The 26,358-nt window shown below is 48.1% G+C and carries 25 protein-coding genes; 8 read left to right on the forward strand and 17 right to left on the reverse strand.

What is annotated here, in order from left to right:
- The first annotated feature begins 2 nt into the window (after positions 1-2).
- Both miaB and ACQY2K_RS06015 read left to right on the forward strand, forming a co-directional pair.
- On the forward strand, positions 3-1,232 hold the full coding sequence (gene miaB / locus ACQY2K_RS06010) for a tRNA (N6-isopentenyl adenosine(37)-C2)-methylthiotransferase MiaB (RefSeq protein ID WP_428041109.1): 1,230 nt from the start codon (positions 3-5) through the stop codon (positions 1,230-1,232).
- A 4-nt stretch (positions 1,233-1,236) separates the two neighbouring features.
- Positions 1,237-1,701 (forward strand): PilZ domain-containing protein, encoded by a 465-nt coding sequence (locus tag ACQY2K_RS06015; RefSeq protein WP_177746198.1) that lies wholly within the window; start codon positions 1,237-1,239, stop codon positions 1,699-1,701.
- Positions 1,702-1,760: 59 nt separating this feature from the next.
- Here ACQY2K_RS06015 and ACQY2K_RS06020 read toward each other — a convergent pair whose 3' ends face one another.
- Positions 1,761-2,537, reverse strand: coding sequence for a type IV pilin protein (locus ACQY2K_RS06020; protein ID WP_428041110.1), 777 nt, complete (start codon positions 2,535-2,537; stop codon positions 1,761-1,763).
- A 200-nt stretch (positions 2,538-2,737) separates the two neighbouring features.
- Here ACQY2K_RS06020 and miaA point away from each other — a divergent pair, with 200 nt between their 5' ends.
- The 5 genes from miaA to queA are packed head-to-tail and all read left to right on the forward strand — an operon-like array spanning position 2,738 to position 7,604.
- Entirely contained in the window at positions 2,738-3,703 is a 966-nt protein-coding gene (gene miaA / locus ACQY2K_RS06025; RefSeq protein ID WP_428041111.1) for a tRNA (adenosine(37)-N6)-dimethylallyltransferase MiaA, read from the forward strand.
- Between the two features lie 4 nt (positions 3,704-3,707).
- The gene (gene ruvA, locus ACQY2K_RS06030) at positions 3,708-4,319 is read left to right on the forward strand and encodes a Holliday junction branch migration protein RuvA (RefSeq protein WP_428037832.1); all 612 of its coding nucleotides are present in this window, start codon (positions 3,708-3,710) and stop codon (positions 4,317-4,319) included.
- The gene (gene ruvB, locus ACQY2K_RS06035; protein ID WP_428037833.1) at positions 4,316-5,338 is read left to right on the forward strand and encodes a Holliday junction branch migration DNA helicase RuvB; all 1,023 of its coding nucleotides are present in this window, start codon (positions 4,316-4,318) and stop codon (positions 5,336-5,338) included. The genes ruvA and ruvB overlap by 4 nt, the downstream gene beginning before the upstream one ends.
- A 1-nt stretch (position 5,339) precedes the next feature.
- Positions 5,340-6,560 carry a SpoIID/LytB domain-containing protein gene (locus tag ACQY2K_RS06040; RefSeq protein WP_428041112.1) on the forward strand — a complete coding sequence of 407 codons (1,221 nt, stop codon included), beginning with the start codon at positions 5,340-5,342 and terminating at the stop codon, positions 6,558-6,560.
- Positions 6,561-6,569: 9 nt separating this feature from the next.
- Entirely contained in the window at positions 6,570-7,604 is a 1,035-nt protein-coding gene (gene queA, locus ACQY2K_RS06045; protein WP_428041113.1) for a tRNA preQ1(34) S-adenosylmethionine ribosyltransferase-isomerase QueA, read from the forward strand.
- Positions 7,605-7,666: 62 nt separating this feature from the next.
- Here the strand turns inward: queA and ACQY2K_RS06050 are convergent, their stop codons facing one another.
- A complete protein-coding gene (locus ACQY2K_RS06050; protein WP_428041114.1) occupies positions 7,667-8,530 on the reverse strand; it encodes a hypothetical protein in 864 nt (287 codons plus the stop codon).
- A 557-nt stretch (positions 8,531-9,087) separates the two neighbouring features.
- Between ACQY2K_RS06050 and tgt the strand changes: the two genes are divergently transcribed.
- The gene (tgt, locus tag ACQY2K_RS06055) at positions 9,088-10,254 is read left to right on the forward strand and encodes a tRNA guanosine(34) transglycosylase Tgt (protein WP_428041115.1); all 1,167 of its coding nucleotides are present in this window, start codon (positions 9,088-9,090) and stop codon (positions 10,252-10,254) included.
- Between the two features lie 78 nt (positions 10,255-10,332).
- Here the strand turns inward: tgt and ACQY2K_RS06060 are convergent, their stop codons facing one another.
- From ACQY2K_RS06060 to ACQY2K_RS06130, 15 genes are all read right to left on the reverse strand, one after another.
- Positions 10,333-10,884, reverse strand: a complete 552-nt coding sequence (locus ACQY2K_RS06060; protein WP_428041116.1) for a type IV pilin protein — start codon at positions 10,882-10,884, stop codon at positions 10,333-10,335.
- Between the two features lie 366 nt (positions 10,885-11,250).
- A complete protein-coding gene (locus ACQY2K_RS06065; protein ID WP_428041117.1) occupies positions 11,251-11,721 on the reverse strand; it encodes a hypothetical protein in 471 nt (156 codons plus the stop codon).
- 2 nt (positions 11,722-11,723) lie between these two features.
- Positions 11,724-12,797 carry a D-alanine--D-alanine ligase family protein gene (locus ACQY2K_RS06070; RefSeq protein ID WP_428041118.1) on the reverse strand — a complete coding sequence of 358 codons (1,074 nt, stop codon included), beginning with the start codon at positions 12,795-12,797 and terminating at the stop codon, positions 11,724-11,726.
- 57 nt (positions 12,798-12,854) lie between these two features.
- Complete coding sequence (locus tag ACQY2K_RS06075; protein ID WP_428041119.1) at positions 12,855-15,164, reverse strand: hypothetical protein; 2,310 nt, start codon at positions 15,162-15,164, stop codon at positions 12,855-12,857.
- Positions 15,165-15,252: 88 nt separating this feature from the next.
- The gene (locus tag ACQY2K_RS06080; protein WP_428041120.1) at positions 15,253-16,488 is read right to left on the reverse strand and encodes a bifunctional folylpolyglutamate synthase/dihydrofolate synthase; all 1,236 of its coding nucleotides are present in this window, start codon (positions 16,486-16,488) and stop codon (positions 15,253-15,255) included.
- Complete coding sequence (gene murA, locus ACQY2K_RS06085; protein WP_428040094.1) at positions 16,478-17,749, reverse strand: UDP-N-acetylglucosamine 1-carboxyvinyltransferase; 1,272 nt, start codon at positions 17,747-17,749, stop codon at positions 16,478-16,480. The genes ACQY2K_RS06080 and murA overlap by 11 nt, the downstream gene beginning before the upstream one ends.
- Positions 17,750-17,769: 20 nt before the next feature.
- Positions 17,770-18,609: a peptide chain release factor N(5)-glutamine methyltransferase gene (gene prmC / locus ACQY2K_RS06090; RefSeq protein ID WP_428041121.1), complete on the reverse strand. Its 840-nt coding sequence runs from the start codon at positions 18,607-18,609 to the stop codon at positions 17,770-17,772.
- A 61-nt stretch (positions 18,610-18,670) separates the two neighbouring features.
- On the reverse strand, positions 18,671-19,729 hold the full coding sequence (gene prfA, locus ACQY2K_RS06095) for a peptide chain release factor 1 (RefSeq protein ID WP_177745801.1): 1,059 nt from the start codon (positions 19,727-19,729) through the stop codon (positions 18,671-18,673).
- Between the two features lie 78 nt (positions 19,730-19,807).
- Positions 19,808-20,146 carry a 50S ribosomal protein L31 gene (gene rpmE / locus ACQY2K_RS06100; protein ID WP_428037973.1) on the reverse strand — a complete coding sequence of 113 codons (339 nt, stop codon included), beginning with the start codon at positions 20,144-20,146 and terminating at the stop codon, positions 19,808-19,810.
- Between the two features lie 84 nt (positions 20,147-20,230).
- The gene (rho, locus tag ACQY2K_RS06105) at positions 20,231-21,487 is read right to left on the reverse strand and encodes a transcription termination factor Rho (RefSeq protein ID WP_177745819.1); all 1,257 of its coding nucleotides are present in this window, start codon (positions 21,485-21,487) and stop codon (positions 20,231-20,233) included.
- Positions 21,488-21,682: 195 nt separating this feature from the next.
- The gene (gene coaE / locus ACQY2K_RS06110) at positions 21,683-22,273 is read right to left on the reverse strand and encodes a dephospho-CoA kinase (RefSeq protein WP_428041122.1); all 591 of its coding nucleotides are present in this window, start codon (positions 22,271-22,273) and stop codon (positions 21,683-21,685) included.
- Entirely contained in the window at positions 22,270-24,846 is a 2,577-nt protein-coding gene (gene polA, locus ACQY2K_RS06115; protein WP_428041123.1) for a DNA polymerase I, read from the reverse strand. The genes coaE and polA overlap by 4 nt, the downstream gene beginning before the upstream one ends.
- 43 nt (positions 24,847-24,889) lie before the next feature.
- On the reverse strand, positions 24,890-25,318 hold the full coding sequence (locus tag ACQY2K_RS06120) for a thioredoxin domain-containing protein (RefSeq protein ID WP_177745791.1): 429 nt from the start codon (positions 25,316-25,318) through the stop codon (positions 24,890-24,892).
- Positions 25,319-25,327: 9 nt separating this feature from the next.
- Entirely contained in the window at positions 25,328-25,648 is a 321-nt protein-coding gene (gene trxA / locus ACQY2K_RS06125) for a thioredoxin (protein WP_177745788.1), read from the reverse strand.
- Positions 25,649-25,832: 184 nt separating this feature from the next.
- Positions 25,833-26,358: type IV pilin protein (locus tag ACQY2K_RS06130; protein WP_428041124.1), on the reverse strand; the 526-nt coding region annotated here is incomplete at its 5' end.

Consider the following 26,358-nt stretch of genomic DNA (forward strand, 5'->3'; position numbering starts at 1 on the left):
CTATGACAAAAGTATTTATTCAAACCTACGGCTGCCAAATGAACGTGGCCGACTCCGACGAAATGTTTGCGCATTTGGCATCGCGCGGGGCGCAATATACCGAAAACTTGGACGAAGCCGATATTGCCCTGATTAACACCTGTACGGTGCGCGACCACGCCGAACACCGCGCCGTTTCGTTCTTGGGCCGTTTAGCCGCGTGGAAGCAGGAAAAGCCGGGCCGCGTGATTATTTTTGCAGGCTGTGCCGCCCAACGCTTGGGCAAAACCCTTCAAAAAAAATACCCCTTTTTAGATATTATTTCGGGCGCAAAAGAAATTGAACATTTTGCCGACACCTTAGATGCCAGCGGTCTTTTCAACGCCCCCGGCAAAGATACCCACCAGTTAGCCAGCGGCTTAACAGGTTATGTAACCATTATGCGCGGGTGTAATTTTGCTTGCTCCTACTGCATTGTACCCAGCGTTCGCGGCCCCGTGAAATGCCTGCCCGCAGAGGATATTTTAGCCGATGCCGCACAAAAAGCCCGGGCCGGAGCGAAAGAAATTATGCTCCTGGGGCAAACGGTCAATGCCTATCAGTTTGAAAACACTTCTTTTGCCGATTTACTGAATCAGGTCAGCCGTTTACCCGGAGTAGAGCGCGTACGTTTTACAAGTCCGCACCCCATTTATTTCACCCCGGAATTTTTGGAAGCCATTAAAGACAATCCTAAAATCGCCCGCCACGTCCATTTGCCTGTGCAAAGCGGCTCTACCAAGGTTTTACAGGAAATGAAACGCGGCTACACACGCGAAATATTTTTGGAAAAAGTCCGCGCCTTAAAGTCTTGCGGTTTCAATATATCTACGGACATTATTGTCGGGTTCCCGACCGAGACAGAAGATGACTTCAAAGAGACACTCTCTCTGGTGGACGAGGCGGAATTTTTTGCGGCTTACTGCTTTAAATATTCCCCCCGCCAAGGCACTCCGGCGGCTAAAATGAAACTCTTACCGCAAAATATACTGGAAGAACGGCTTGATATTTTGTTAAATAAAGTAAGAGGTTTATCCGACGCAGCGTATCAAGCGCAAGTCGGCTCCGTGCAGGAAGTGCTTTTAGAAAGTGAAAACAAAGGACGCGCTTCCGGCAATTTTTGGGTAAAGACCCATAAGTCTTACCCTGTTGGCTCCGTCATAAAAACCTCTATTGAAAAAGCCGACGGAACCTTATTATTTGCGAGGGACTAATTTTATGAAACAACATTTTCCTGAAAAACGCAGACATCCGCGTATGCCGGTCATCAGCAATTTGATTGAACCGGTCAACCTGCATTACAAAACCGCCGACGGAAAGGAAACTTCCCTGGTCGCTATTTTGGCGGACTTGTCCGCTTCCGGTATGCGTATGATTAGTTTTTTAGGCGCACCGCTGGCTGACAAATTTTCCATTAGTTTGCAACTGCCCGGCACGGGCAAAATGGAAGTGCAGGCCCGCTTGGCGTGGGTGAAACAGCGCGAAAATGTATATACTATCGGCATTGAATTTGTAAAAATGGCCGAAAAGGACGCTAAAATCATCAGCGAAATGGCCGACGATTTTAACGACTGCGACACGCGCATTTTGCTCAAACTGCCTGAGGTTTGCGTAGGCACCTGCAAATGCAACAAAATCTGCAATAAAATTCAAAAGGACGAAACTCTTTTTGAAGACAAATAGTTTCCGTTATCGCAAATAACATTTGAAAAGCCCCTGGTTAAAACCGGGGGTTTTGATATTTATCGAAAAGAGTAATTGTATCCCGTTTTCCCTGAATCACTACCGCTTGGACTATCTCTTCCCGACAAATTTTGACAAATTCTATTAGGAATATCTCCAACATCCAATGAGGGGGCCCAACAAGAGGCACTTTCGTATATGTAAAATTTTACTAAGGAAACGTGATTTTTTTTCTCCATACAGACAACTGAATTATTAGGGTTTCCGTTTGAATCCGTATCTCTAAGGTCGCAAAACATATCACTATTGCCCACTTGTGTAGAACTATATTTTTTAAAACCGGCAGGGATTGCAACAACTAACGAATCAAAATTGCTGGCATAGCGGTTTGTTTGCATATAAAAGTGCTGTTGGGCTTGGTCCACCGCGCGCATAAAGGCATACATCGTAGCCATGCGGCTGGTGCCTACCGCTACCCGGTACGACGGCAACGCCGCCGCGGCCAGTATGCCGATAATAAGAACGACTACTAATAGTTCTATAAGGGTAAAGCCAGCGGTTGCCGTGCGGCCACTTGTTGTTAAGCCATTATCCCGTAAGATTTGACGGCCCGCTAGGGTACGGCCCGCAGGGTTACGGGATCTGTCGTTGTAGTTGGCATCCCGGACGCGGATCCGGGATCCAGTCTGTTTATTAGAAAAACTCTTTATTTTATTTCTGGATTCCGGGTTCCCGTTCGCATACGGGCCCCGGAATGACAACAAAGATAACAACAGATCCTGGAATACGGCTTTCCAGGATGACGACAAGAATAAAGTATTCATAAAACCTTTCATTTTTTCTCCTTGTTAAGGCCTTTATATTTGAGCAAAACAGCCTTTCATACGCATTTTTATACAGCGGATACACCGGGGTATATTCAGCACTTATTGTCAAAATTTTAACAAAAAAAAAAAACGAAACAACCCCTTTAAAACAAACGGCCCCCAAACCGCCTTTCCAAAAATAAACATCACTTATTTTATACAATATGTTTATGAAACCTATCGTCCTATGCGGCCCAACCGCCTCCGGCAAAACGGAATTAGCCCTGGAACTAGCCCGCCAATCAAGCGGGATTATCCTCTCGGCAGATTCCCGCCAAGTCTATAAATGCCTGACTATCGGCACAGCAAAACCGCAAGGCGCATACCAAAACGGAACCTATACCGTGGACGGAATTCCCTATTATCTGGTAGATTTTTTGGACGTTACCGCAACCTGTAATGCAGGAACCTTTGTAAAAAAAGCGCGCCAAATCGCCGCTGAAAATCCAAACCATCCACTTATTTTTGCAGGCGGTACGGGTATGTGGTTGCACGCCTATTTTGTGGGTATGGACGACCTGCCCGCTTCCACCCCCCAAACGCGCGAAAAACTCTCCGCCCTATTGGCAAAATCGGGCAAAGAGGGCTTGCACCAAGCACTTATGGAGTTGGACCCGCCCTCCGCGCAAAATATCCCGGTGGGCAACGTCCAGCGCACGATGCGCGCCCTGGAACTGTGCTGGCTGACGGGCAAGCCCGCCAGTGCGCTAAAAAGCGGTAATTTCTTTAAACTGCCCAGTCCGCAAGACTCCGCTTGGGTGTATTTAGCGTGGGATAAAGAATCATTAAATGCTCGCATTTCGGCGCGGACGGAACAGATTTTTGACGGTATGGTAAAAGAAACCGAAACCTTGCTAAACGGGGGTTACACGCCCGATACATCCGCTTTAAAGAGCCTTGGCTACCCGCAGGCGGTTGCTTTTTTACAAGGGAAACTCTCCCGCGCGCAAGCCGTGGAACAAGTAACCACGCTCACCCGCCAATATGCCAAACGCCAGCGCACCTGGTTTAACCGTTACACCAACGCCCTGCGCCTGGAACTAGCCACCAAGCAAGATTTCTGCCCCCAAACACTCGCCGCGCAAATTTTGCATTTTGCCAACCAAACGGCTCTGCCGCCCAATATGGTAAAATGAAGATATGATAGCGTATTTAAAAGGCGAAGTATTGGAAATAAAGGAAGACGGTGCCGTTATTTTATGCGGCGGAATCGGCTACGAGGTCAACCTTGCGCACAGTTCCGCGCTGGAATTAACGGAAGGAACCGAAGCAGCCCTGTATGTGGCGGAATCTATTTCCCCCTATGACGGCACAGTATTATACGGTTTTTTACATAAAGAAGACAAAGAACTTTGGTATCTTTTCAAAACCGCAATTCCCAACACCGGCCCCAAAAAGGCTCTTGAATTTTTAAACAAAGCACTTCGCTCGGTGGCAGATTTTCACAATGCTATTTTAAAACGCGACCCTAAAATTTTGACGGGTATTTTCGGGTTTACGGCAAAAACCGCCGAAAAGTTAATCAATTCTTTAAAGGATAAAATGGACGCTATCACCATACAAGGCGAAAGTAAAATAAAAGTAATGGACGAAGCCCCTTATATGAGCGGCGTATTGGAAGCCTTGTCCGCCTTGGGCTATTCTGCGGCGGAATCGCGCCGGGCGATTGAAAAACTTTACACCGAGGGTGTAAACCTAAACGGCAAGATTGAAGACATTATTAAAGAGGCCCTGCGGGTACTAAAAAAATGAGCAACCAAAATGAAATTTTAGATGTAAACCAACTATCCGACGAATCCGCCGGGCTGGAAGCCGCCTTGCGCCCGGCCACCTTGGACGAATTTGTCGGGCAGGAAAAATTAAAAGAAAACTTACGCATCTTTATTGCGGCCGCTAAATCCCGCAAGGAAGCCTTGGACCATTGCCTTTTTTACGCACCGCCCGGTTTGGGTAAAACCACACTTGCCAACATTTTGGCGCGCGAAATGGGTGTAAATATCAAAGTTACTTCCGGCCCTGTACTGGCACGCCCGGGCGACCTGGCCGCTATGCTTACCACAGAATTGGCCGAAGGGGATATTTTATTTATTGACGAAATCCACCGCCTAAACCCCGCCGTAGAAGAAGCCTTGTACCCGGCGATGGAAGATTTTACTTTCTTTATCAATACGGGCAAGGGGGCTGGATCCACCACTTTAAAATTAGCCGTTCCGCATTTTACCTTAGTGGGTGCCACCACACGCTCCGGGTTATTAACAGGGCCGCTACGCGACCGTTTCGGCATTGTCTTTAATTTAGGTTTTTACGAAATTCCGGAAATCACCGATATTTTGGAACGCTCGGCGCGGCTGCTTAACATTGAAGCCGACCGTGCGGGACTTACCGAACTGGCCAAACGCTCCCGGGGCACACCGCGTATTGCAAACCGGTTATTGCGCCGTGCGCGTGACTTTGCACAAGTAAAGGGCAACGGTATTATCACGCACGAAATCGCCACCACGGCAATGGATTCCCTGGACATTGACAGCGAAGGGCTGGACAGCGTGGATAAGCGCATTTTAGAAGCACTTATAGACCGCTTTTCTGGCGGCCCGGTGGGTGTGGACAATTTGGCTATTGCCGTCAGCGAAGCCGTAGATACTTTAACGGACGTAATAGAGCCTTTTCTCATCAAAGCGGGCTTTATTGCGCGCACCCCGCGCGGACGTGTTGCCACGCGCAAGGCATACGAACACTTGGGCCGCAAACAGCACGCGGATTTGCTTTTTTAGTATGAAACATCTCGCCCGCTTCTGTTTATTTCTTTTAACTGCCGCACTTTTAAGTGCGTGCGCGGCGCCGTCCAAGCGCGCGGCGCAAGGACCAATAGACTTATCCGCTTTATCTGTCCGTGCGCCTGAACCGCCGGCACAAGACCCGCAAAATCAGAAGAAATTTACCGAAACCACCGTGCGCGTGCTTTTAGCCGAAAAGGCCAAATCGGCCTATATAAAACACTCCGGGAAAGTATATATTTATACGCAAAACTTAGATAAAAAATATAAAATCTCCACCGCCGGAACTTTGGCTGTAAAAACTTTGGGCGGCGGGAAAATTCAAATCGGCACCTTGCAGGCCGCACAGCCTATTATTTTAGAGCCGGCCTCCGGCACTTTGCTGGGTTGGAATAACAACAGTTATTCGGGCAAAATTTACATTATCCCAGCGCAAAATACGTTTCACCTGGTGGAACACGCTCCGCTGGAAACGTATCTCTATGGGGTATTACCTTATGAAATGAGTTACTCGTGGCCGCTGGAAGCCTTAAAGGCTCAGGCGGTGGCCGCGCGCACCTACACATTAAAAACATTGGAGGGCGTGAAAAACCAGAATTTTGACGTGTATTCCGACGTCCGCAGCCAAATGTATAAAGGCGGAGGCAAGCAGTACGACTCCGTCAAAAAAGCCGTGGACCAAACCCGCGGGCAAGTATTAACCTACGAGGATAAACTCTTTTTTACCTATTACCACGCCAACTGCGGTGGCGCAACGGACGATGTGCGCAGTTGGAATTTCGGCGCAAAATCTATTAAACCGCTCTCGGGAGCCTCCTGTAAATACGACAGCCACTCCAAAAGTTATAAATGGACAATGAATATTGCACGCGGTAAAGTAGAAAATTATGCCAAAAGCGTCGGCTTGACGGGCGCTTTAAAAAGCATCAAAATTGTCCGCAAAACCGACACCGGCCGCGCCACTAATTTAACCATAAAAACCGCCAAAGGAACTAAAACCGTACCGTGTGGACGCTTCCGCCTGGCTACGGGCATACGCAGTTGCAAAATAACCAAGTTAGACGTGCGCAAAAAAGACGTACACTTTGAAGGCAAAGGGTACGGGCACGGAATAGGTATGTGCCAAGACGGCGCCAACGGTATGGCGAAAAACGGCAAAAACTACCGCAAAATTTTAAAAAATTATTATCCCGGAGCCGAAATAACAACGCTCCAATAGAGGACCTTTATGTTTGAACGCTTTAAAAAACTGGATTTAGACCCGCTTATCGCCAAGCAACCCGCCACGCCGCGCGATTCCTCGCGCCAAATGGTGCTCCACCGCGATACGCACACCATTGAACACCGCATCTTTCACGATATCCACGAATATTTCAACCCCGGAGATGCCTTGGTTATCAACAATACCAAGGTTTTCCCCGCCAAGTTATTTGCACACAAACCCACAGGCGGAAAGGTGGAAGTTTTACTCGTGCGCCCTATGCAAAAGCCCAACATTTGGGCCGTTTTAACGCGCGATTACAAAGAAGGCATTACGCTTGATTTCGGGTCCGGCCTTACCGCCAAGGTAGTGGGCAAAACGGACAACAACGAAGCCCTTTTGGAGTTTAACGAAGAAGATATTTTACCTTTCTGCAACGAACACGGCCTAATGCCTTTGCCGCAATATATAGAAAAGGCCCGCAAGCATAGCGGACTTACCCCCAGCATAAGCACCGACAAAGAACGCTATCAAACCGTTTACGCTAAGTACGACGGTTCTATCGCCGCGCCCACGGCGGGTTTTCACTTTACGCCGGAACTTTTGCAAAAATTAAAAGATAAAGGCGTACATATTTGCTATATCACGCTGCACGTCGGTTGGGGTACGTTTAAACCCCTACGCGGGGAACCCCAACAGCACCATATGCTGGCCGAACTGGGCGAAGTAACCCGGGAAACCGCCGACACATTAAATGCGGTGCGCCAAGCGGGCAAACGTGTATTTTCCTGCGGCACCACCAGCACGCGCACTTTGGAAAGTTTTACGGACGAAAACCATATCACGCACCCGGGCAAAAAATGGACAGATTTGTTTATTTATCCTGGTTATAAGTTTAAAGCCATTGACTGCCTGATTACGAATTTTCACTTCCCGGATTCTACGCCCCTGTGTATGACGTCCGCCTTTGCCGGAGAAGACTTTATTTACGAAGCATATTTGCAAGCCGTAGAAAAGAAATACCGTTTCTACTCGTTTGGCGACAGTATGATGATTTTGTAAAAAACCCCGGGGTGTGTTTTAAAGCCCCGGGCTTGTATATTGCCCGGGGCGTAAGAAATTAGTTATTTAGACGGATCTCCCTTGTCACCATCTATGGGGCCTGTAAATTCCTTGTTATTCTTATTGTTTTCCGCTTCCCATCTACTAAGTTGACATTTACTTATTGACGGATTTAGTTTCGCACCGATAAGCTCACAACAACAATCATACTTGTACGTTTGGTACTCACCGAACGGACAAATGACGTCTTCACATTTCGAATGATATTCGCCCTCGTTAGAATTGCAATCAGTCCAGGGATTCCATTGGCACGTCTCATAGTTCCAAGTTCTCGTTTTTGTACCCGTCATTTCTTCACCGCACACCGCCGAGGTGAGTTGATACGCCGGGGGCTCGCAAGTGCCTTGTTCCGCTTCGCCGCAGACCAAATATACCTCTTCCTTGTTTTTGAGTTTTAATTTCTGCCAACTCATTGTTTCCCCCTCACATTTAGGGAATTTATAGCCAAACAGATTTAATTCGTTCAAATACATATTATCCGCTTGCAGCGTGTAACCTTGCTTGTAGTTGCCTACGCGCAAACTGGTTTTAAAATCAAAATCACTCACACCATTACCGCTACCAATGTGCGCGGTGCTGCCCTCTATTGCAGGCGCATCATTTAGTTCCAGTTTTCCCCCTGCAATCTTTAATAAGTTATTTACGCGCAACGATTTCCCCGTATTAAATCCCTCGTCTGCTGAACAACCCAAGTTCATTTGGCAGGCAGAGGTTAAGCCGACGTCCATTTGTTTCATTACATCCACCTGGCTATATGCCACATATTTCACCGGGAAATACGTTACCATTGTCATTTTATTGGCACCCGCCGCCATAGAGGGTGTGGAAGCACATAAGAAGCACAACCCTATTAATAGTTTCTTCATTTTTTTCTCCTTTTAAGGCCTTTTTATTTGGGCAAAACGGCCTTTTATATGTGTTTTTATATACCGGATACATCCGGGTATATCCGGCCTTAATTTTCAAAATTTTAACAAAAAAAAAAAAAATAAAACAACCCTTTAAAAAGAAGTCCGGCAAACGGCTTACCTTTTTCCCTCTTTTGACTAATGGAGCCACCCTGTTTTGGCAAGGTCGCAACCTACGAAACAACACCCATAAATAAAACAAGGCCGTCATAAACATAAAGTCATCCTGAACTCGTTTCAGGATCTACTGATTGGGTTGTTATCTAAAAGGTCATACTGAAAGGTTTGCCGGCGCGGAGCGTTCCTGTATCTGTTGTTGTCCTCTTTTAGAGTAACGACAGATCCTGGACTACAACTTTCCAGGATGACGACCACTACAACACAAAAGGCAAACTACACAATCGGTAGATCCTGAAATAAATTCAGGATGACCGCTTTTTTCGTAAAGCCGTCATTCCAAAACATCTTTTCTTTCTTCCCCCAAGCCAATTAGCCGGATATGGTAAAATATATATATGATTTCTCCTTTTAAAATTATTGCCAAAGATCCACATTGTAAAGCCCGCACCGGTGTATTGTACACCAAACACGGCGCGGTGCATACCCCGGTTTTTATGCCGGTGGCCACGCAAGCCTGCGTAAAAGCCCTAACCGACGAAGATTTGAAAAACGCCGGGGCCGAGTGTTTGCTTTCCAACACCTATCATTTGTATCTGCGCCCGACGACAAAAATTTTAAAGCAAATGGGCGGCCTGCATAAATTTATGCATTGGGGCGGAAGCATTTTGACAGACTCGGGCGGATTTCAAGTTTATAGTTTGCCCAAATTCCGCAAAATTAAGGAAGAAGGCGTAACCTTCCAGTCCCACCACGACGGGAGCAAACACCTCTTCACGCCGGAAAATGTAATTCAATTTGAAAGTGAAATCGGCTCCGATATTTGGACAATGTTAGACGTTTGTATCCACGCCAAAAATCCGTCCAAACACGAAGCGCGCGAAGCCCTAAACATCACAAAACGCTGGGCAGAACGCGCCGCAAAAGCCTATCAACAAACCGTGCCAGAACAACACATCACGCAAAACGAGGACGGCTCGTTTACCGTCGGAAATTCTCTTTTGTTCGGCATTATCCAAGGGGCCATTTTCCCCGACTTACGCAAAGAAGCCGCCCTGCATATGGCCTCTTTGCCCACGCACGGATACTGCATTGGGGGGCTGTCTTTGGGCGAAACCTTGGAGCAAATGAACGAATCCGTTTTGGCAGTAACCGACAATTTGCCCGAAGGAAAACCCCGGTACTTTATGGGGTTAGGAACGCCGGTGGAAATTTTGAACTCCATTGAACGCGGTGTGGATATGTTTGACTGCGTATGGCCCACCCGCGTGGCGCGCAACGGTATGGTAATGACCAGCACCGGGCGCGTGAACATCAAAAATGCCGAGTACCGCACGCAAGATATCCCGCTGGATGCGGAGTGCGACTGCTACACCTGCCGCCGCTATTCCCGCGCGTATCTGTGCCACCTGTTCCGCTCGGCGGAACTGACAAGCCACCGCTTGCTAAGCATACACAATATCCGCTTTTTGATTCGCCTGGCAGAACGCGCACGCGAAGCCATCAAAAACGGTACATTTATGCAACTAAAAGAGGAAATTATCCGCAAGTACCAAGGAAACTAATTTGTACTGGAAAAAGGAAAGAGCGGCTAAACAACAGCCGCTCTTTTTTGAAATAGAAATGCTATATTGGATCGTGTATTACGGCATTTTGTAAAAGCGACAACTCTGCCAAGTGGTTACGTAGGTAGCACCATATAGTTTTTGACAAAAGGAACCGGCTTCTTTTTTAAAATTATTTGTGTGTTCGTAGCAATACAAACTCCCGGCTGACAAACCTCCGGCAAAATTGCGGAGCGGAATTTTAAACCCGCCACAGGCATATTCTCCACGGATAAAGGCACCCGCAACAAAGGTAGAAATGTCCGCATTTGCATTATTATTAAGCGTTATCACAAAATCGTTGTCCGCACGGGAAGCATCAGTAGAAGATATGTACATCGCACAATATGCGCTCGTCGGTTTATTGGGCAACGACGGAACAATATCTAAATCTTCATAGGCATTGGCATATGAACCATTTGCCATATAATATGTCTGCTGGGCCTCGTAAATCGTTTTAATAGTGGCTAAATATTTAGCACTGCGGCTTTTGAGCACGGCCTTTGTGTATTGCGGCAGAGCCACCGAAGCCAAAATACCGATAATCAACACCACGACCAACAACTCAATGAGCGTAAAACCTCTCTTCACTTTTTTCTCCTAGTTTCACCGAGCCCAAATACAACAAGAAACCAAATAAAAACGGCTGTTATATTTGAGCTAATCACACTAACCCAAAATATAACAGCCGCGGCCCTCTGCCATATAAAAATATGGCAGAAAGCACTCGGCACAGCGCACGCAAGGGATCGGCTCGCGCACGTTGTGCCTAAAACGACTGTTTTTGGAGTGTGATTATGCCGTTGGTATCCCAACAGCGCACCGTATTCTACATACGGTTCCAAAAACAGAATAAATTTTCTTGTAATACTGCTTTTACTGTCTAAATTATAGCATATTTAAAAAAATCCCCGCGCCTATGCAGGTTCACGGGGATTACGGGTTTGATTATTGTTTTTAATCTTCTAAAACTACTTCGGCCGTTTTGGCGGCAGATTCTTTTTTGGCGGGTTTGGGCAAGAGCGAAAACAACGCATAAGCACTTAACATCTGCATTGTAAACGCAAGAGAAATAAACACATATTTATAAACAGCCATCATTTCTACGGACGGCTGGCCCATCAGCGCGTACATCCACCCGCTTATCACGCGCATAAGCGGCACAAAAGTAAAATCTGCATTGGTCAGTAGCGCCAGCACCCCTTGCAAGGCGGCCAAGACACACACCGCCCGCTCGTGCAACAGCGCAAACACCACCTGCGCCAAATACAGGACTAAAAAGCCCGCGTGAAGGCGCAGTAAAATACCACCCGAGGATATATCCCGCGCCACTAAAAACAAATTTACAAACGCGCTGAACAGGCAAAAGCCAATAATCACTTTTACCCAAATATTCAGCCCTGTAAAGCGTACAATCAATTTTTCCATAATTAGCGGTTTAAAGACAGTGCGGCCTTACGCGCGTGCACCCGCAAAGCAAGTGCAATCAGTCCGTCCAAAATTTGTCCGTAATCTTCCCCGCACGCACTAAAAAGTTGCGGGAACAGACTCGTTTCGCTCATCCCCGGCATTGTGTTAATTTCGGAGAAGTAATACTCGCCGTTTTTATCCATTAAAAAATCTACGCGGGCCAGCCCACTGCCGCGCAAAGCGCGAAAGACGGCTTCGCTGTCTTGGCGCATTTTTTGCGCAAGATCTGCCGGGATATCAGCAGGCACCTTGGTTTCGCACCCGCCCGCTACAATGTATTTGGCATTGTAGTCAAAAAATTCCCCGGCTACTGAGTTCAGTTCCCCGCAAGCAGAAGATTTTATATGCACGCCTTCTCCGTAAATAGCGCAGAAAATTTCGCGGGCGTGGTCCACCCCTTTTTCCACCAAAACATCTGTGTCAAACTGCAAGGCAAAATCCAACGCGCTCTGCAATTCGCCCACGGTTTTTACTTTGCGTACGCCTACCGAGGAACCTAATCGCACAGGCTTCACAAACACGGGCAGCCCCTGTTCTTCCGCCCACGCCTGCAAGGCGGACAAATCGTATCCGGCATCTTTGCTGACAATTTTCCAAGGCAAAATCGGAACTCCCGCTTCACGCGCAATCAGTTTGGAAATTTCCTTATCCATACCCATTGCCGAGGCCAACACCCCGCACCCGACATACGGAACATCTAATGTTTCCAGGAAGCCCTGCATAGTGCCGTCCTCGCAGTTGGTGCCGTGCAAAACCGGGAACACCACATCCGCCTTAATGGAAAAAGAGCCGTCCAAAGCAACTAAATTTGCTTCGTCTTTGAGTACCGGGGTAATGGGTTTATCGGTTGGGTGTTGCGGGCCGCAAGCCTTTTGCAAGAACCAACGGCCCTGCTTGCTGATAAAAATGGGATAAACTTCGTATTTATCTTTTTTTTCCGACAACACGCGGCAAACGGTCTGTGCGCTGTGTACGGAAACTTCGTGCTCGGTAGATTTACCGCCGTACAATACTGCTACTTTTAAAATTGGCATTTTTTATTCGTCCTTATTGTAAAGGGGCCTGACACTCGGCCAGGCCCTAAATATCGGTTATTTATCTTCCCTAAATATAGACCATTTCATCCGTCCGATAAAACTATCCGTCTTGGTCAAAAAGTCCTCGCCGTCGTAAAGTGCTTCCGGCTGGGCAATAGGTTCGGCCACCTTAATTTCGGGCAAGTCCGCTTCCGTCAATGTTTTTTTGGCCGGGGCGGAAACAGCAGATTGTTCCCTCGTAGCCGGGGCAGGGGGTCGCGGAAAAACAGGAGGCTGCGGTTTTTGCGCTTGGGAAGCCTTGTTTAAAGTTTCCTCTTTGGCGCGTTCTTTTTCTTGAACCAGTCGGGCGGCTAACAACGCGGCGCTTTGGTTGCGCAGTTGTTGGTTTTCCTTAGCCAGTTCTTTGGTTTCCCCCTCCAAGCGCTCTGCGCGTTGTTTAAGGGCGGCAGACTGCAAAGAAAGGTCCTGCTTTTCTTTATTTACCTGCGCCAAACTGCCGGCCAAGGCTTCCTTTTTGCGTTCCACCTGTTCTAAATTTTCCGCTAAATTTTGTTTTTCGCGGTTTAGTTGCGCCAAACTGTCCGCCAAGGCCTCTTTTTCGCGCATTAGGTTCTCCGCGCGCGCGGCCAAAGATTCTTTCTCACGGTTGGCTTGCGCCAAATTTCCGGCCAAAGTATCCTTTTCTTGGTGTATTGCGGCTAAATCGCCGGACAATGCTTCTTTGGCATTTCCCATTTCGTGCGAACGGCGTTCCAATTCCTCTTTTTCCCGTGCCAAATGCGCGGCCTGCTCCGTCAGCAGTTCCTTTTCCCGTTCCAATTCGGCAGCGCGGGCGGTCAGTTCGTCCTTTTCGCGGGCCAACATTTCAGCGCGCGCAGTCAAGGATTCTTTTTCTTTGTTTAAATTTTCCGTATGCTCGGCCAAACCCGCCTTTTCGCGCGAGAGAGCCGCCACATTTTCAACTAACTCCTCTTTTTCGCGGCTCAAAGTTTCCGCCTGTTCGGCAAGGGCGGCACGCTCGCGGCCTGAAATTTCGGCCTTTTCCGCCAAAGCATCTTTCTCGTGCGTTAAAGTTTGGTTGGCACTCGTCAAAGCGGCATTGTAATGGGTTAAAGATTCGTTACGCTCTTTGAGTTCCGCGTTTTGGTGCGACAACTCTTCGTTATGATGAGCGAGTTCTTCGTTTTGCTGGCCCAACACCTCAATTTTGGCTTTAAGTTGCGCAATTACCGCGTCATTTTCGTTAATTTTAGCCAATAATTCTTTGAAATTGTTTTCCAAGGTTTCTTTTTCCTGGCGGACCGCATTAAGCGATTCCTGCGCACGGGTAAGTTCGGCTTGTAAACCGTCACGCTGGGCTTCCAAGGCTTGCAATTGTTCCGTAAACGAAGCCAACTGTTTTTTAGAATCTTCGCTGTGGCTGGTTTGCAAAGCGGCAATTTCGGCTTTGAGGGCCGTCAGTTCGCGTTCTTTGGCTTCTAAACGGGCCAAGGCTTCGTCTTTTTCGGCTGCGGCCTTGTGGAGTTTTAGATTTTCGGCCTTTAACGATTCAATCTCCTCTACTTGCTTCATACAAGTATCGGAAATTTCTTGCAGTTGGTTTTCCAAACTGGACACCTTCTGCTGGTACTGCTGTTTAATGGAAATAATGCGGCCTTCAAAATCAAACGACTTAAAGCGTTCCTCAGCGGCGGTTAAGCGGTCGCGCAAGGACAAAATTTCCTTGGCTTGCTCAGCCGACTTTTTAAGGGCTTCCATTTTTTCCTGCTGGACCTTTTTAATTTCGCGGTCCAACGCGCTATTAACGGCCTTTAACTGCGAGGCTTTTTGCTTTAAACTGGAAATGATACGTTCCTTTTCTTCCCGTTCCAGGCGGGCAGGTTGTTGGGCAGACGGCTCAAAATGATAAACCGCCCGGGCCGGTTCGGGCGCACCGAAAGCAGACGGAACCGGGTCAAAACTGCGCTGTACATCCGGCTCATGGAACGAACGCTGCTCCTGTTGGGCGCGGGACAAACTCTCCACGCTGGCCTTTAAATTGGCAATCGTGCGGGAAATATGTTCAAAAAAAGCATCTCTGTCTTTTTGGCGGTCCAAGGCTTCGCGCGTGCGGGCCAGTTCCGACAGAATCAACTGGTTCTGGCTGGCAGAGGCTTCAAAGCGCTCTTCCAACTCGCGGATTTTCTGCTCCAACTTTTCAAACGAATGTTCGTACTGGGCAGGTTTGGCAGGGATAGAATCCTCCCGCGCGGAATAGGTATTCACGGGCGGCGTAATGGGCGTGGAAAAAGTCTGTTCTTTAAATTTTTCCAAAAACTGGGCGATATCGCCGTGTCCGTCAAATTGGTTATTGTCTAACGCCATTTTTGCTCCCCGTCTAAAAAATACCCTACACTAAATTTAACCACAATACCCCCGCCGATGTCAACCCTGTTTTATGACGAAAAAATCTCTATTTTATTATCTTGCCGCGCACCGCGCCTGCCAAGTAAAAAGACCCTGTGCACAGCACACACGGATAATGCCGGGCCAGGCGCACCGCCTGTTGCCAATCGGGCTCAAAGACGGCATTCACCCCTTTGGGCAAAGCGGCGCGGATATCTTCTGCGCCAGCCCCGCGGGCAGAAGGCGGAACCGTTATAAAAATATGCTCAAAATGCGGACACAAAAGCGCAAGCATTTTTTTGTAATCTTTATCCTTCATAAATCCGCACAAAAGGGCCGCTTCCTTGCCAAAGGGCGATTGGTGCCAAAAATTTATCAACCCCTCTATGGCTTGCGGGTTGTGAGCACCGTCCAACACCCAAGTATTTTTTTCATTAGAAATCACTTCAAAGCGACCCGGCAAACTAACTGTTTGAAAGGCTTTTTGCAAGCAATCATCCGGCACGGATAACTGTTTAGCCGCTTGATAGACCAGACAAGCATTAGCGGCTTGGCGCGGCCCTAATGTATGCAGAGGCCACTGCCGGTTATCCGGAGCACGGAGCAGCGTTTGGTTATGGAGAAAATCGTATGAAAAAACAGCAAACGGTTCCCCCTCTTTTACAAAGCGCAAAGGAGCCTTGCGTTCTTTGGCGGTTTTGCGCAGCACCTCCCGCGCGGAAAGCGCCATTTCGCCTGCAAATACAGGTATTTTGGGCTTAATAATGCCGGCTTTTTCAAGCGCAATTTGTGCTAAACTGGAACCCAAATATTGCGTATGGTCTAGCCCGATAGATGTAATCAGGCAAATGTCCGGGGTGCATACATTGGTGGGGTCTTTCCGCCCGCCGAGCCCTGTTTCCAATACAGCATACTGCACTTTTTGACGTGCAAAATACAAAAGGGCGGCAGCCGTTAAAATTTCAAAAAAATTTAGTTCTTCCTCTTCTTCTTGAAACACGTCTAAAACTGCTTTGGAAAACGCTTGGCGGGAAATATTTTCTCCGTCTATTTGAATACGCTCCACAGGCAAAACCAAATGAGGCGACACAAAAAGCCCGGTCTTATGCCCGGCGGCAGTTAGCGTGCCGGCCATTAACGTACTGACGGAACCTTTGCCGTTGGTGCCTGCAACGTGGACTATTTTGTACTGGTCTTGCGGGTTTCCCAAACGCGCCAAAAGAGCGCGAAACCCCTCCAATCCCGCGCCAACACCTGCGCCGGTGCGCTTTAAAATATAGTTGAAAACAACATCAAAACTCATTTTTATCGGGATTATACCGGCGGATATCCGCACCCAAAGCCGTTAATTTTTCTTCCAATTTTTCATAGCCGCGGTCAATGTGATACACACGCTCCACTTCCGTTTCTCCCGCCGCGCATAACCCTGCAATCACAAGGGCCATCCCGCCGCGCAAATCGGACGCTTGAACGTGTGCCGCCGAAAGTTCCTTTACTCCGGTTACGCGAGCCACGCTTTTTTCCGTGGAAATATTGGCCCCCATACGCACCAGTTCCGGTGCATGCATAAAGCGGTTTTCAAATATATCCTCATCTACCTCCGCAGTACCGTTGCACAGCGTCATCAGCGTCATCCACGGAGCCTGCAAATCAGTGGCAAAACCGGGATAGGGCGCGGTGCGCACACGCACGGGCTTGATATCGCCGCCGTAAGAGTGAACGCGGACGGAATCTTCGGTAATGTCCAGGGTAAAGCCCGCTTCCTGTAAATCTTCCAGCAAAATGGAGTTGTGTTCCGGCACGCAACCCGTAACGGTTACATCACCGCGGGTCGCGCACGCGGCCAAAATATAGGAGCCTGTTTCAATACGGTCCGCCACCACCGTATGTTCCGCACCGTGCAAGGCTGTTTTTCCCTGTACAATGAGTTGCCCTTTATCTCCTACGCGGATATCCGCGCCCATTTTGTTCAAAAATGCAATTACATCATCTACTTCCGGCTCTTTGGCGACATTTTCCAAAATGGTTTCTCCCGGAATTAAGCAAGCGCACATCAGCAGGTTTTGCGTGGCCCCTACGCTTGGAAAGCGCAAAACAATTTTAGCCGGAGTCAGTTCCGGCGCGTGAATCATCACATTGCCGGACTTAATGTCGCACTCAGCACCCAGTTTTTCAAACCCCTTTAAATGGATATCCACTGGGCGCACGCCAATCGCGCAACCGCCGGGAAGCGGAATTTCCGCCGTTTTAAAGCGTGCCAAAAGCGGCCCGGCCACCCAGAAACTGGCACGCATTTGCTTCACCAATTCATAAGGCAAGGTGTTTTTTAACACACCGTCCGCTGTAATGGTAACGGTGTTATTCTTGTATTCCACCTTTTTACCTAAATATTCCAAAATTTTAAGTGTGGTGCGCACGTCGCGCAAATTGGGCACGCGGTGCAGGACGCACGGTTCGTCCGTCAGCAAAGTAGCCACCAAAATAGGCAAGGCGGCATTTTTACTGCCGCTAATATGCACCGTACCTTGCAATTTTTTTCCGCCGTGAATAATAAATCTGTCCATAATAAAAACTCCGTTAAAAATTAAATTTTTCGGGCAAAAACAAACCGCTCTATGTTAAATATATCTTTTTTTACCTCCGCCTGCCAGCCGATTTCCATAAGTCCCCGGGCCAAGGGCCACGGTTGCCCTTTGCACAGTTCCAACGCGAGTAAGCCTCCGGGGTTCAAATAACCGTCGGCGGCCTCGCACAGCGGGCGGGTAATTTCAAAACCGTCCGCCCCGCCGTCAAGCGCCAAGCGCGGTTCGTGCTGTACTTCGCGCGTAAGGGTGGCCAAATCAGCCGTAGGAATATAAGGCGGATTGGATATAATCAAATCAAAAGTTCCCATTACATTTTCCCACAAGTCGCTCTGCAAAAAATGCACCCGCTCGGTTAAGCGGTGTTCGCGCGCGTTTTCCTGCGCTACTTTTAGGGCCGCTTCGCTTTTATCTACCGCTAATACCTGTGCATTGGGAAAATTGCGCGCCAAGGCCAAGGCAATACATCCGCTGCCAGTACACATATCCAAAAAAGCATAACGGCCCTTTTTATCAAAACAGGAAGACACCTGTTCCACCAAATCTTCGGTTTCGGGGCGGGGTGTTAATACGTCGGGCGTAACGCGGATATCTAATCCGCAAAACGGCTGAAAACCTACAATATGCGAAAGGGGTTCGCCGGCGGCCTTGCGCATTAAAAAACGCTCAAATTGGGCTTGCTGTTCGGCGGGGACAGGGTTAAAGCCGTTGGCTAACACCCACGTCCGGCTGACACCCAGCGCATAGGCAAGCAACCACTCGGCATTGGCCTCCGGCTCGTCAGAGCCAGCCGTTTTTAAACGGGATACAGCCGCAGATAAAAGTTGGGAAACGCAAGTCATAAATCTCCTTAAAAAAAAGCCGGGCGGAAAACAGCCCGCCCGGCCAACAGATTACAGCCTATCAAATTTGCAGATTTTTAAGTTTCTGCTCCACGCGGTAAGTACGCAAATCTTCTAAAATAGGCTCAATATTGCCTTCCATAATTTCCATCAGGTTATGGTAAGATTTGTCTAGGCGGTGGTCGGTAACGCGACTCTGCGGAAAATTATAAGTGCGGATTTTTTCACTGCGGTCCCCCGTACCTACCTGGGCCTTGCGCTCGTCGTAAATTTCTTTATTGCGCTTTTCTTCCTCAATTTGGTAAAGTTTCGCGCGCAACATAGCCATGGCTTTCTCGCGGTTTTTTCCTTGGTGGCGTTCCTCACGGCAGGACACAACAATACCCGTAGGTTTGTGGATAATGCGCACGGCGGTTTCCACCTTGTTTACGTTCTGTCCGCCCGCACCGCCGGAACGGCAGGTTTCCATTTCCAAATCTTCGGGGCGGATTTCAATATCAATTTCTTCGGCTTCCGGCATAATGGCTACCGTAACCGTAGAGGTGTGCACACGGCCAGCCGTTTCGGTATCCGGCACACGCTGTACGCGGTGCGTGCCCGATTCGTTGCGAAGCCACGAGTAAGCACCTTCCCCTTTGATAAACATACTGACATATTTACAGCCTTTTAGACCAGTAGGCGTAAATTCCAAAATTTCGGTGCTCCACCCCTTAGTTTGGGCAAAGTGCTGATACACGCGCAACAGTTCGGCTGCAAACAGGGCGGCTTCGTCCCCGCCCGCACCGGGACGGATTTCCAAATAAATGTTTTTGGAATCATTAGGATCCGGCGGGATAACCAAAATGCGCAGTTCCTTTTGCAGTTCGGGCAGTTTGGCTTCCAGTTCTGCCAGTTCATCAGCGGCCATTTTGACCAGTTCCTTATCCTCGCCCGCTTCAATCATCGCGCGATCGTCGGCGATTGCTTTTACGGCCGCGTTGATTTCTTGTTCCTTTTCAATAATAGGTTTTAAAAACGCGTGGCGTTTGGCTTTGACGGCTAAATCTTGGCTAGACAAATTTCCCGAGGACAACTCGTCTTCCAACTGTTTAAATTCGGCTACATATTTGGAGGTATCCATACAAATTCCTTGCGGCAAATTAACTGCAAAAAAGAGCAGACTCCCTTTCGGACAGTCTGCTCTTTTGTAAAAAAACGGCTATTTGGCTTCTTCGGCCTTGGCTTCTGCTTTTTTGGCCGGTTTCTTGGTGGCGGCTTTCTTGGCCACTACCGGTTTTTTCGCCAATTTGGCTTTGGCTTTTACTTCCGTTTTCGGTTTGCGGACCAAGGTTTTGCCTTCGGTTTTCGCAAAACGTTTGTTGAATTTTTCTACCATACCTTCGGTATCCAACAATTTCTGTTTGCCGGTGAAGAACGGATGGCAAGCGGCGCAGATGTCCAATTTTAAAGTTTTGGCCGTGGAGCGGGTCATAAATTTATTTCCGCAGGCGCAAACGGCTTCTACGAATTCATAGTTCGGGTGTATGTTTTCTTTCATTTTATAGTCTTCCTTTCAAAATCTTATAGTTTATTTTACCATAAATTGCGGGTTTAGGAAAGATTTTCTTTCCCTTCGCCCACGCTAAAATGCGTTTACTTCCATTTGTTTAAAGAAATCCTTATTGGATTTGGTGGAGGATAACTTTTCCAACAGCAGCGTCATCGCATCCACAGAACTGAGCGGAGCCAGCACTTTGCGCATAATCCACACCTTGTTCAGTTCATCCTCCGACAAGAGCAAATTTTCCTTGCGCGTAGAACTGCGGTTGATATCCACCGCCGGGAAAATACGGCGTTCGGAAAGTTTGCGGTCCAGGCAAAGTTCGCTATTGCCCGTTCCTTTAAACTCTTCAAAAATCACCTCGTCCATACGGCTGCCGGTTTCAATCATTGCGGTAGCGATAATAGTTAAGGAACCGCCTTCTTCAATGTTGCGCGCGGCACCCAAAAAGCGTTTCGGCTTTTGCAAGGACGTGGCTTCCAAACCGCCCGTAAGCACGCGGCCCGAGGACGGGGCAACCGTGTTATAGGCGCGGGCCAAGCGGGTAATAGAATCTAATAAAATTACCACATCTTTGCCTTGTTCTGCCAAGCGTTTGGCTTTTTCAAGCACCATTTCGGCCACTTGGACGTGGCGGTCGGCGGGTTCGTCAAAAGTAGAGGCCACCACTTCGCCCTTTACACTGCGGCTCATATCGGTTACTTCTTCGGGGCGTTCGTCAATTAAAAGGACCATTAAAACAGCGTCTTTGTAATTTTGGGCGATAGAGTGTGCAATCGCTTGCAAAATCATCGTTTTACCGCTTTTGGGCGGAGCAACGATTAAGGCACGCTGGCCCTTGCCGATAGGTGCAATCAAATCAATCACGCGCTGGGTAAGCGACGATTTATCAATTTCCAACGTAAAGCGTTCGTTGGGGTGAAGCGGAGTCAAGTTTTCAAACAATGGGCGGTTGTAGATTTTATCGGAATCCACACCGTTTACCTTTTGCACCTGCAACATAGCAAAAAAGCGTTCGTTATCTTTGGGCGGGCGGATAAGGCCTTCAATAGTATCGCCCTTGCGCAGGCCAAAGCGTTTGATTTGGGACGGAGAAACATAAATATCCTCTGCGCCTGCTAAATAGTTATTCTCTTCCGAACGCAAAAAGCCAAAACCGTCGGGAAGAATTTCCAATACACCGCCGCCATATACGGAGCCGTTTTGTTTGGCCTGTACAGCCACGATGCGGCCGATAAGTTCCTGTTTGCGCAGGCCGGAAATATCTTCAATATTATAATTGATAGCCAATTTTGTCAGTTCCGGCATACTGAGTTTATTTAACGCACGCGCATCCATCGGTTTTGCTCCGTTCGGTTGGCGCGGGGCTTGCTGTATGGCCGGGCGAGACATAGTGCGTCCTGTCCGGGCAGACGGCCGTTGCGTTCTGATTTCTTCGGCGGGCGCCGCGGAAGCGGTTGTTTTGACCGTTTTAGTTTCCTTGGCGGGTTTAGAGGTCTTTTCCTGCGTGGTATGTTCTTCCATTGTAACTCCTTACTTTACTCCGTAAATAAATGTAATCGCACGGATGAGGCGTTTGATTTTTAAATTCAAATCTGTTTTACTGCCGCAGTTGGCCAGCACTATGTCTGCCCGGCGGGCCTTTTCATCTTCGGGCAACTGCGCGGCAATCCTGCGGTTGTATTCCGCCTGTGTAATTCCCCGCTCCTGCAAGCGGGCGGATAGCGTACGCTTGTCGCCCAATATCAAAATATTCAAATCGGTTAATTTATCCCACCCCGATTCAAAAAGGAGCGGAACTTCAAATACAAAAAAATTATTTGCGCTTTGTTGAATTTGTTTGGCAGCCGCCTTTAATACCAGCGGGTGTAAATAACCTTCTAACTTCCGGCGGGCCGCCTTGTTATTAAAAACCGCCGCTGCCACCCGGGCGGGCTGAAACGAGCCAAACCAAGCGGACAGTTGCTGCTGAACTTCCGGCACCCGGTACAATTCGCGGACGATTTCATCGGCGGATAACACCGCTGCGCCGTTTTGCGCAAAAAAATTTAAAGCCGTGCTTTTGCCGCTCAGCATACTGCCCGTCAACCCTAATACCAATTTATTTTTCACGCGTAAATTCATAAAGGCAGTTTTTCTAATTCGTACCAGTTTTTCCCCGCCTTTGCCGCCGCCAGCAGCGGCACGCGCAATTTAACGGCGTTTTGCATTAAGCCTTTAATACGGGCCGCCGTTTCGGTTAATCCTTCCTGCGGCACTTCAAAAATCAGTTCGTCGTGCACTTGCATAGTCATTTGTACGGGTGTGTTGCGGAAAGCGGAAAATACATCTATCATAGCCTTTTTAATAATATCGGCTGAACCACCCTGCACAATCGTATTAATAGCCGCACGCTGTGCAAAAGAGGTCATACTGCCTACCCCCATATTAAATTCCGGCAGGTAGCGGATATGCCCCAACATTGTTTTTACATATCCGTTTTGGCGGGCGAGGGCGACATTTGCATCTATCCACTCGCGCACGATACGGTAATTGCGAAAATAATTGTCTATATATTCTTTGGCTTCGCGCAGCGAAATACCAAGTGCTTGGGAAAGGCCCATAGGCCCCTGTCCATAAATGATACCAAAATTAATTGCTTTGGCACTAGACCGCATTTGCTCTGTAACCATCAGCGGCATTACGCCAAAGATTTGCGCCGCCGTCTGCGTGTGGATATCTCCGCCCTCTAAAAAAGATTCAATAAGCACAGGGTCCTGGCTTTCGTGCGCGAGTACGCGCAAATCAATTTGGGAATAGTCCACGCTTAACAGCGCATTTCCTTCCGCCGCACAAAAAGCCTTGCGCAAAAGGCGGCCTTTTTCGGTGCGGACCGGAATATTTTGCAAATTGGGGCTGGAACTGGATAAGCGGCCCGTTACCGTGCCGGTTTGGTCCAAATACGAGTGGACTTTGTTTGCATCATCTGCCAGCAACAGCAAATTATCTACATATGTAGCCTTTAATTTATTACTGGCCCGGTACTCCAAAATAGCCCGCGCCACCGGATAGGTTTGTGCGATTTCTTCCAGCACCGATTCGTCGGTAGAGTAACCCGTTTTGGTTTTGCGCACAGGCGGAATTTTCATTTGTTCAAAAAGGAGTACCCCCAACTGTTTGGTGGAATTGATGTTTACCGGGTAGCCGGCGCGGGCATCAATATCCTTTTGAAAACGTGCAATTTCCTGTTCCAATAATACCTTAAAACTTTCCAGCCACCCCGGGTCAATGCGGAAACCTGCAAATTCCATATCGGACAATACCATCATTAACGGCAGTTCCAAGTTGTTAAAAAGTTCCCATTGGTTGGCTTGCTTTAATTTGGCGGTTAAAACTTCCTGCAATTTCCAAATATAGCGGTTGTATTCCTTTAATAATTCAAAAGCATCATCCTCACGCACGGTAACGGAAAAATAATCCGTACACGCGCCTGAAAAACTCAAATCACCCGACGGATTTAACAAATAACGCGCCAAACGTCCGTCAAAACATTTGATAAATTGTCCGTGAACATTAATATCCAGTTCCCGCAAGGTCAGTTTTAAATCGTAGCCCAATTTTTCAATAGAATCATTTTCCACTAATTTTTTAAGGGCCGCCAGTTCCCACGGCTGGATATCACTTATGGGGGTGTAAGAGGCTTCCGCCGCGCTAATTCCTAACACCAAAAATTCTTCTTGCGCGTGCAAAAAAATGCGCTCTGCCTTTTCCGCCCGTTTTAACGCGTCTCCCAGCAAAAGTTCTTTTTGCTCGGGGGCAGACACCGTAAGGGGTACCGGGCGCGGAGCCTCAAAAAAGTCCAATAAATTTTTAAATTCGTATTCCTTAAATAATGCTTCCAACTCCTCTTTATTCGGTGTGCGTACGCGGTAATCGTCCAAATTAAAGGGCATATCCAAGTTGGAGTCAAACATCACCAACTGTTTAGACAGCAGGGCTTCGCCTTCGTGCGTTAAAATTTTTTTGGCAAGGGCCGGTTTAAAATCGGGGTTATCGCTATGGGCGGCGCGGAGAATATCCTCCAAATGTCCAAATTTATTAATTAAATCCACCGCGCTTTTAGGCCCTACTCCCATTACGCCGGGTACATTGTCCGACGCGTCGCCCACGATAGAAAAATAATCGGGCAGAAATGCCGTTTCCACCCCAAATTTTTCCTTGGCGGCTTCCGGCCCTTTAAAGCCGTCCTTCCCGCCAGAAGGCCAAATGGAAATATATTCGTTTAAAAATTGGTACACATCTTTGTCCGACGTAACAAACACGCTGGGCACCTTTTGCGCCGCGGCTTGGCGGGCTAAAAAAGCCATTAAATCGTCGGCTTCTATTCCCTGCCGGGCAACCACGGTTAGGCCCAAGGTATCTACAAGTCCGCGCGCCAAGTTCAACTGGCTGACAAGCGCATCATCCGGTTTTTTTCGGTTGGCTTTATAGGCAGGCAATAAAGCCTTGCGCCGGGCACAACCGCCGGGAGAGTCAAAACAAACGGCCACATATGCCGGATTATGCTCACGCAGCATTTTGATTAACCAACGCAAAAAGCCGTACAGCGCGCCCACCTCTTGCCCGGACGACGTGGATAATTTCGGCAAAGCGTGATAGTTGCGGTGCAAAAAGTTATGGGCGTCAATTAAATAAAATTGCGGTTGTAGTTGTGTCATAGGACAGGATAGTTGCCCGCCCCGGGATGGGGCGGGCGCTATACTATTTAAGGTTATTAATTTTTTCTTCCAGTTCCCGCTGAACGGCAGCGGCGGAAAGGGTTGAATATCCAATACGAGAATACATTACCGTATCGTTATATGCCACCACAAAAGTAGGCAACGACGTAATGCCCCACGCATCTTTTAACAACATTCCGTTTGTTGGTTTTACGTCGTTTTCTACATCCACTTTGCGGATGATTACGTTCTTGTCCTGCGCGTATTTTTTGGTAAGAGCGGTCATCATCGTCCGCTCGGCCGCGTGGCAAGGCCCGCAATAAGGTGCGGAAAACATTACAACAAACACTTGGTCTTTTTTAAGACCGTTATATTCCCGGCTGGTCATTGTGGGAATAGTGGCATTTTGTTGGGCCACGAGCGCAACGGCAAACAATACCAGTACGCACAAGGCCCCAAACAACTTTTTCATACAGCCTCCTTACAGCAAGGAGTTTAATTTTTCCTGCAAAGCGGCTTTGGACTGCAACCCCACGCTCTGCCCGACTAATTCTCCGTTTTTAAAGAAGAGCAAGGTCGGGATAGAAGCAATGCGGTATTTGGTGCTGGTGGCAATACCTTCGTCGGTATTTAACTTGCAGACTTTTACTTTGCCCGCATATTCGGCGGCTAATTCTTCCACCACCGGGCCCAGCATACGGCACGGCCCGCACCAAGTAGCCCAAAAATCTACCATTACAGGTTCTTTGCTTTTTAATACTTCTTCTTCAAAATTAGCATCCGTCAAAATCACTTCGCTCATACGTCCCCCTTTCAAATAAATCTACTTATAGTGTACATAATTAGAGAGTACCAGACAAAGACCCCGCTGTCAAGGCGTATAATGGGTTAAATAAGGGATATTTTCCCCTTATATTAAAAACCGCCCTTTCCAAGCGGCGGAAAGAGCGGTGTGAAACTTTAAATATTGCGATTATCAGTTACTCTCAGTCAGCAGAAATGGCAGAAGAGGCATAAGCAGGATCTGCATATGTATCTACCCCTTTGTAATCCGCACAAAGGTCCTTATCGTCGGTCGTCGCACCTTCGCACTGCGCCTGAGCCGGGTCATCATATTTCTTATAAATAATATAAGAATATTGTCCATTTCCCACGCGTTTCGCCGTAACACCCGAAGTATTGCCCGTAGCCGTCGTAGTACCAATTAACGTCATCATAAAACCATTGCCAACCGTAGCAGCATCTCTGCTGTCTGTACAATTTCCCTGATTTTCTTTCGTCAATTTTGTGCAATAGGAGGCTTGGGCAGCGGCATTGGCCGGAGCAACGTCCAAAGCACTCCAACTAGTAGTATAGTTGCCTGTTTTCATTTTGTAGCGTTGTTGAGCATTTACAACAGTTCCAATTAAGGTATCCGCTTCCGCAGTGCGGGAGCGTTCCACCGCTTTGAAGTAGGCAGGCATTGCCATTGCGGCTAAAATGCCGATGATAAGGACCACGACCAACAACTCA

This window comes from Candidatus Avelusimicrobium fimicolum, assembly GCF_021632165.1.
GTDB lineage: Bacteria > Elusimicrobiota > Elusimicrobia > Elusimicrobiales > Elusimicrobiaceae > Avelusimicrobium > Avelusimicrobium fimicola.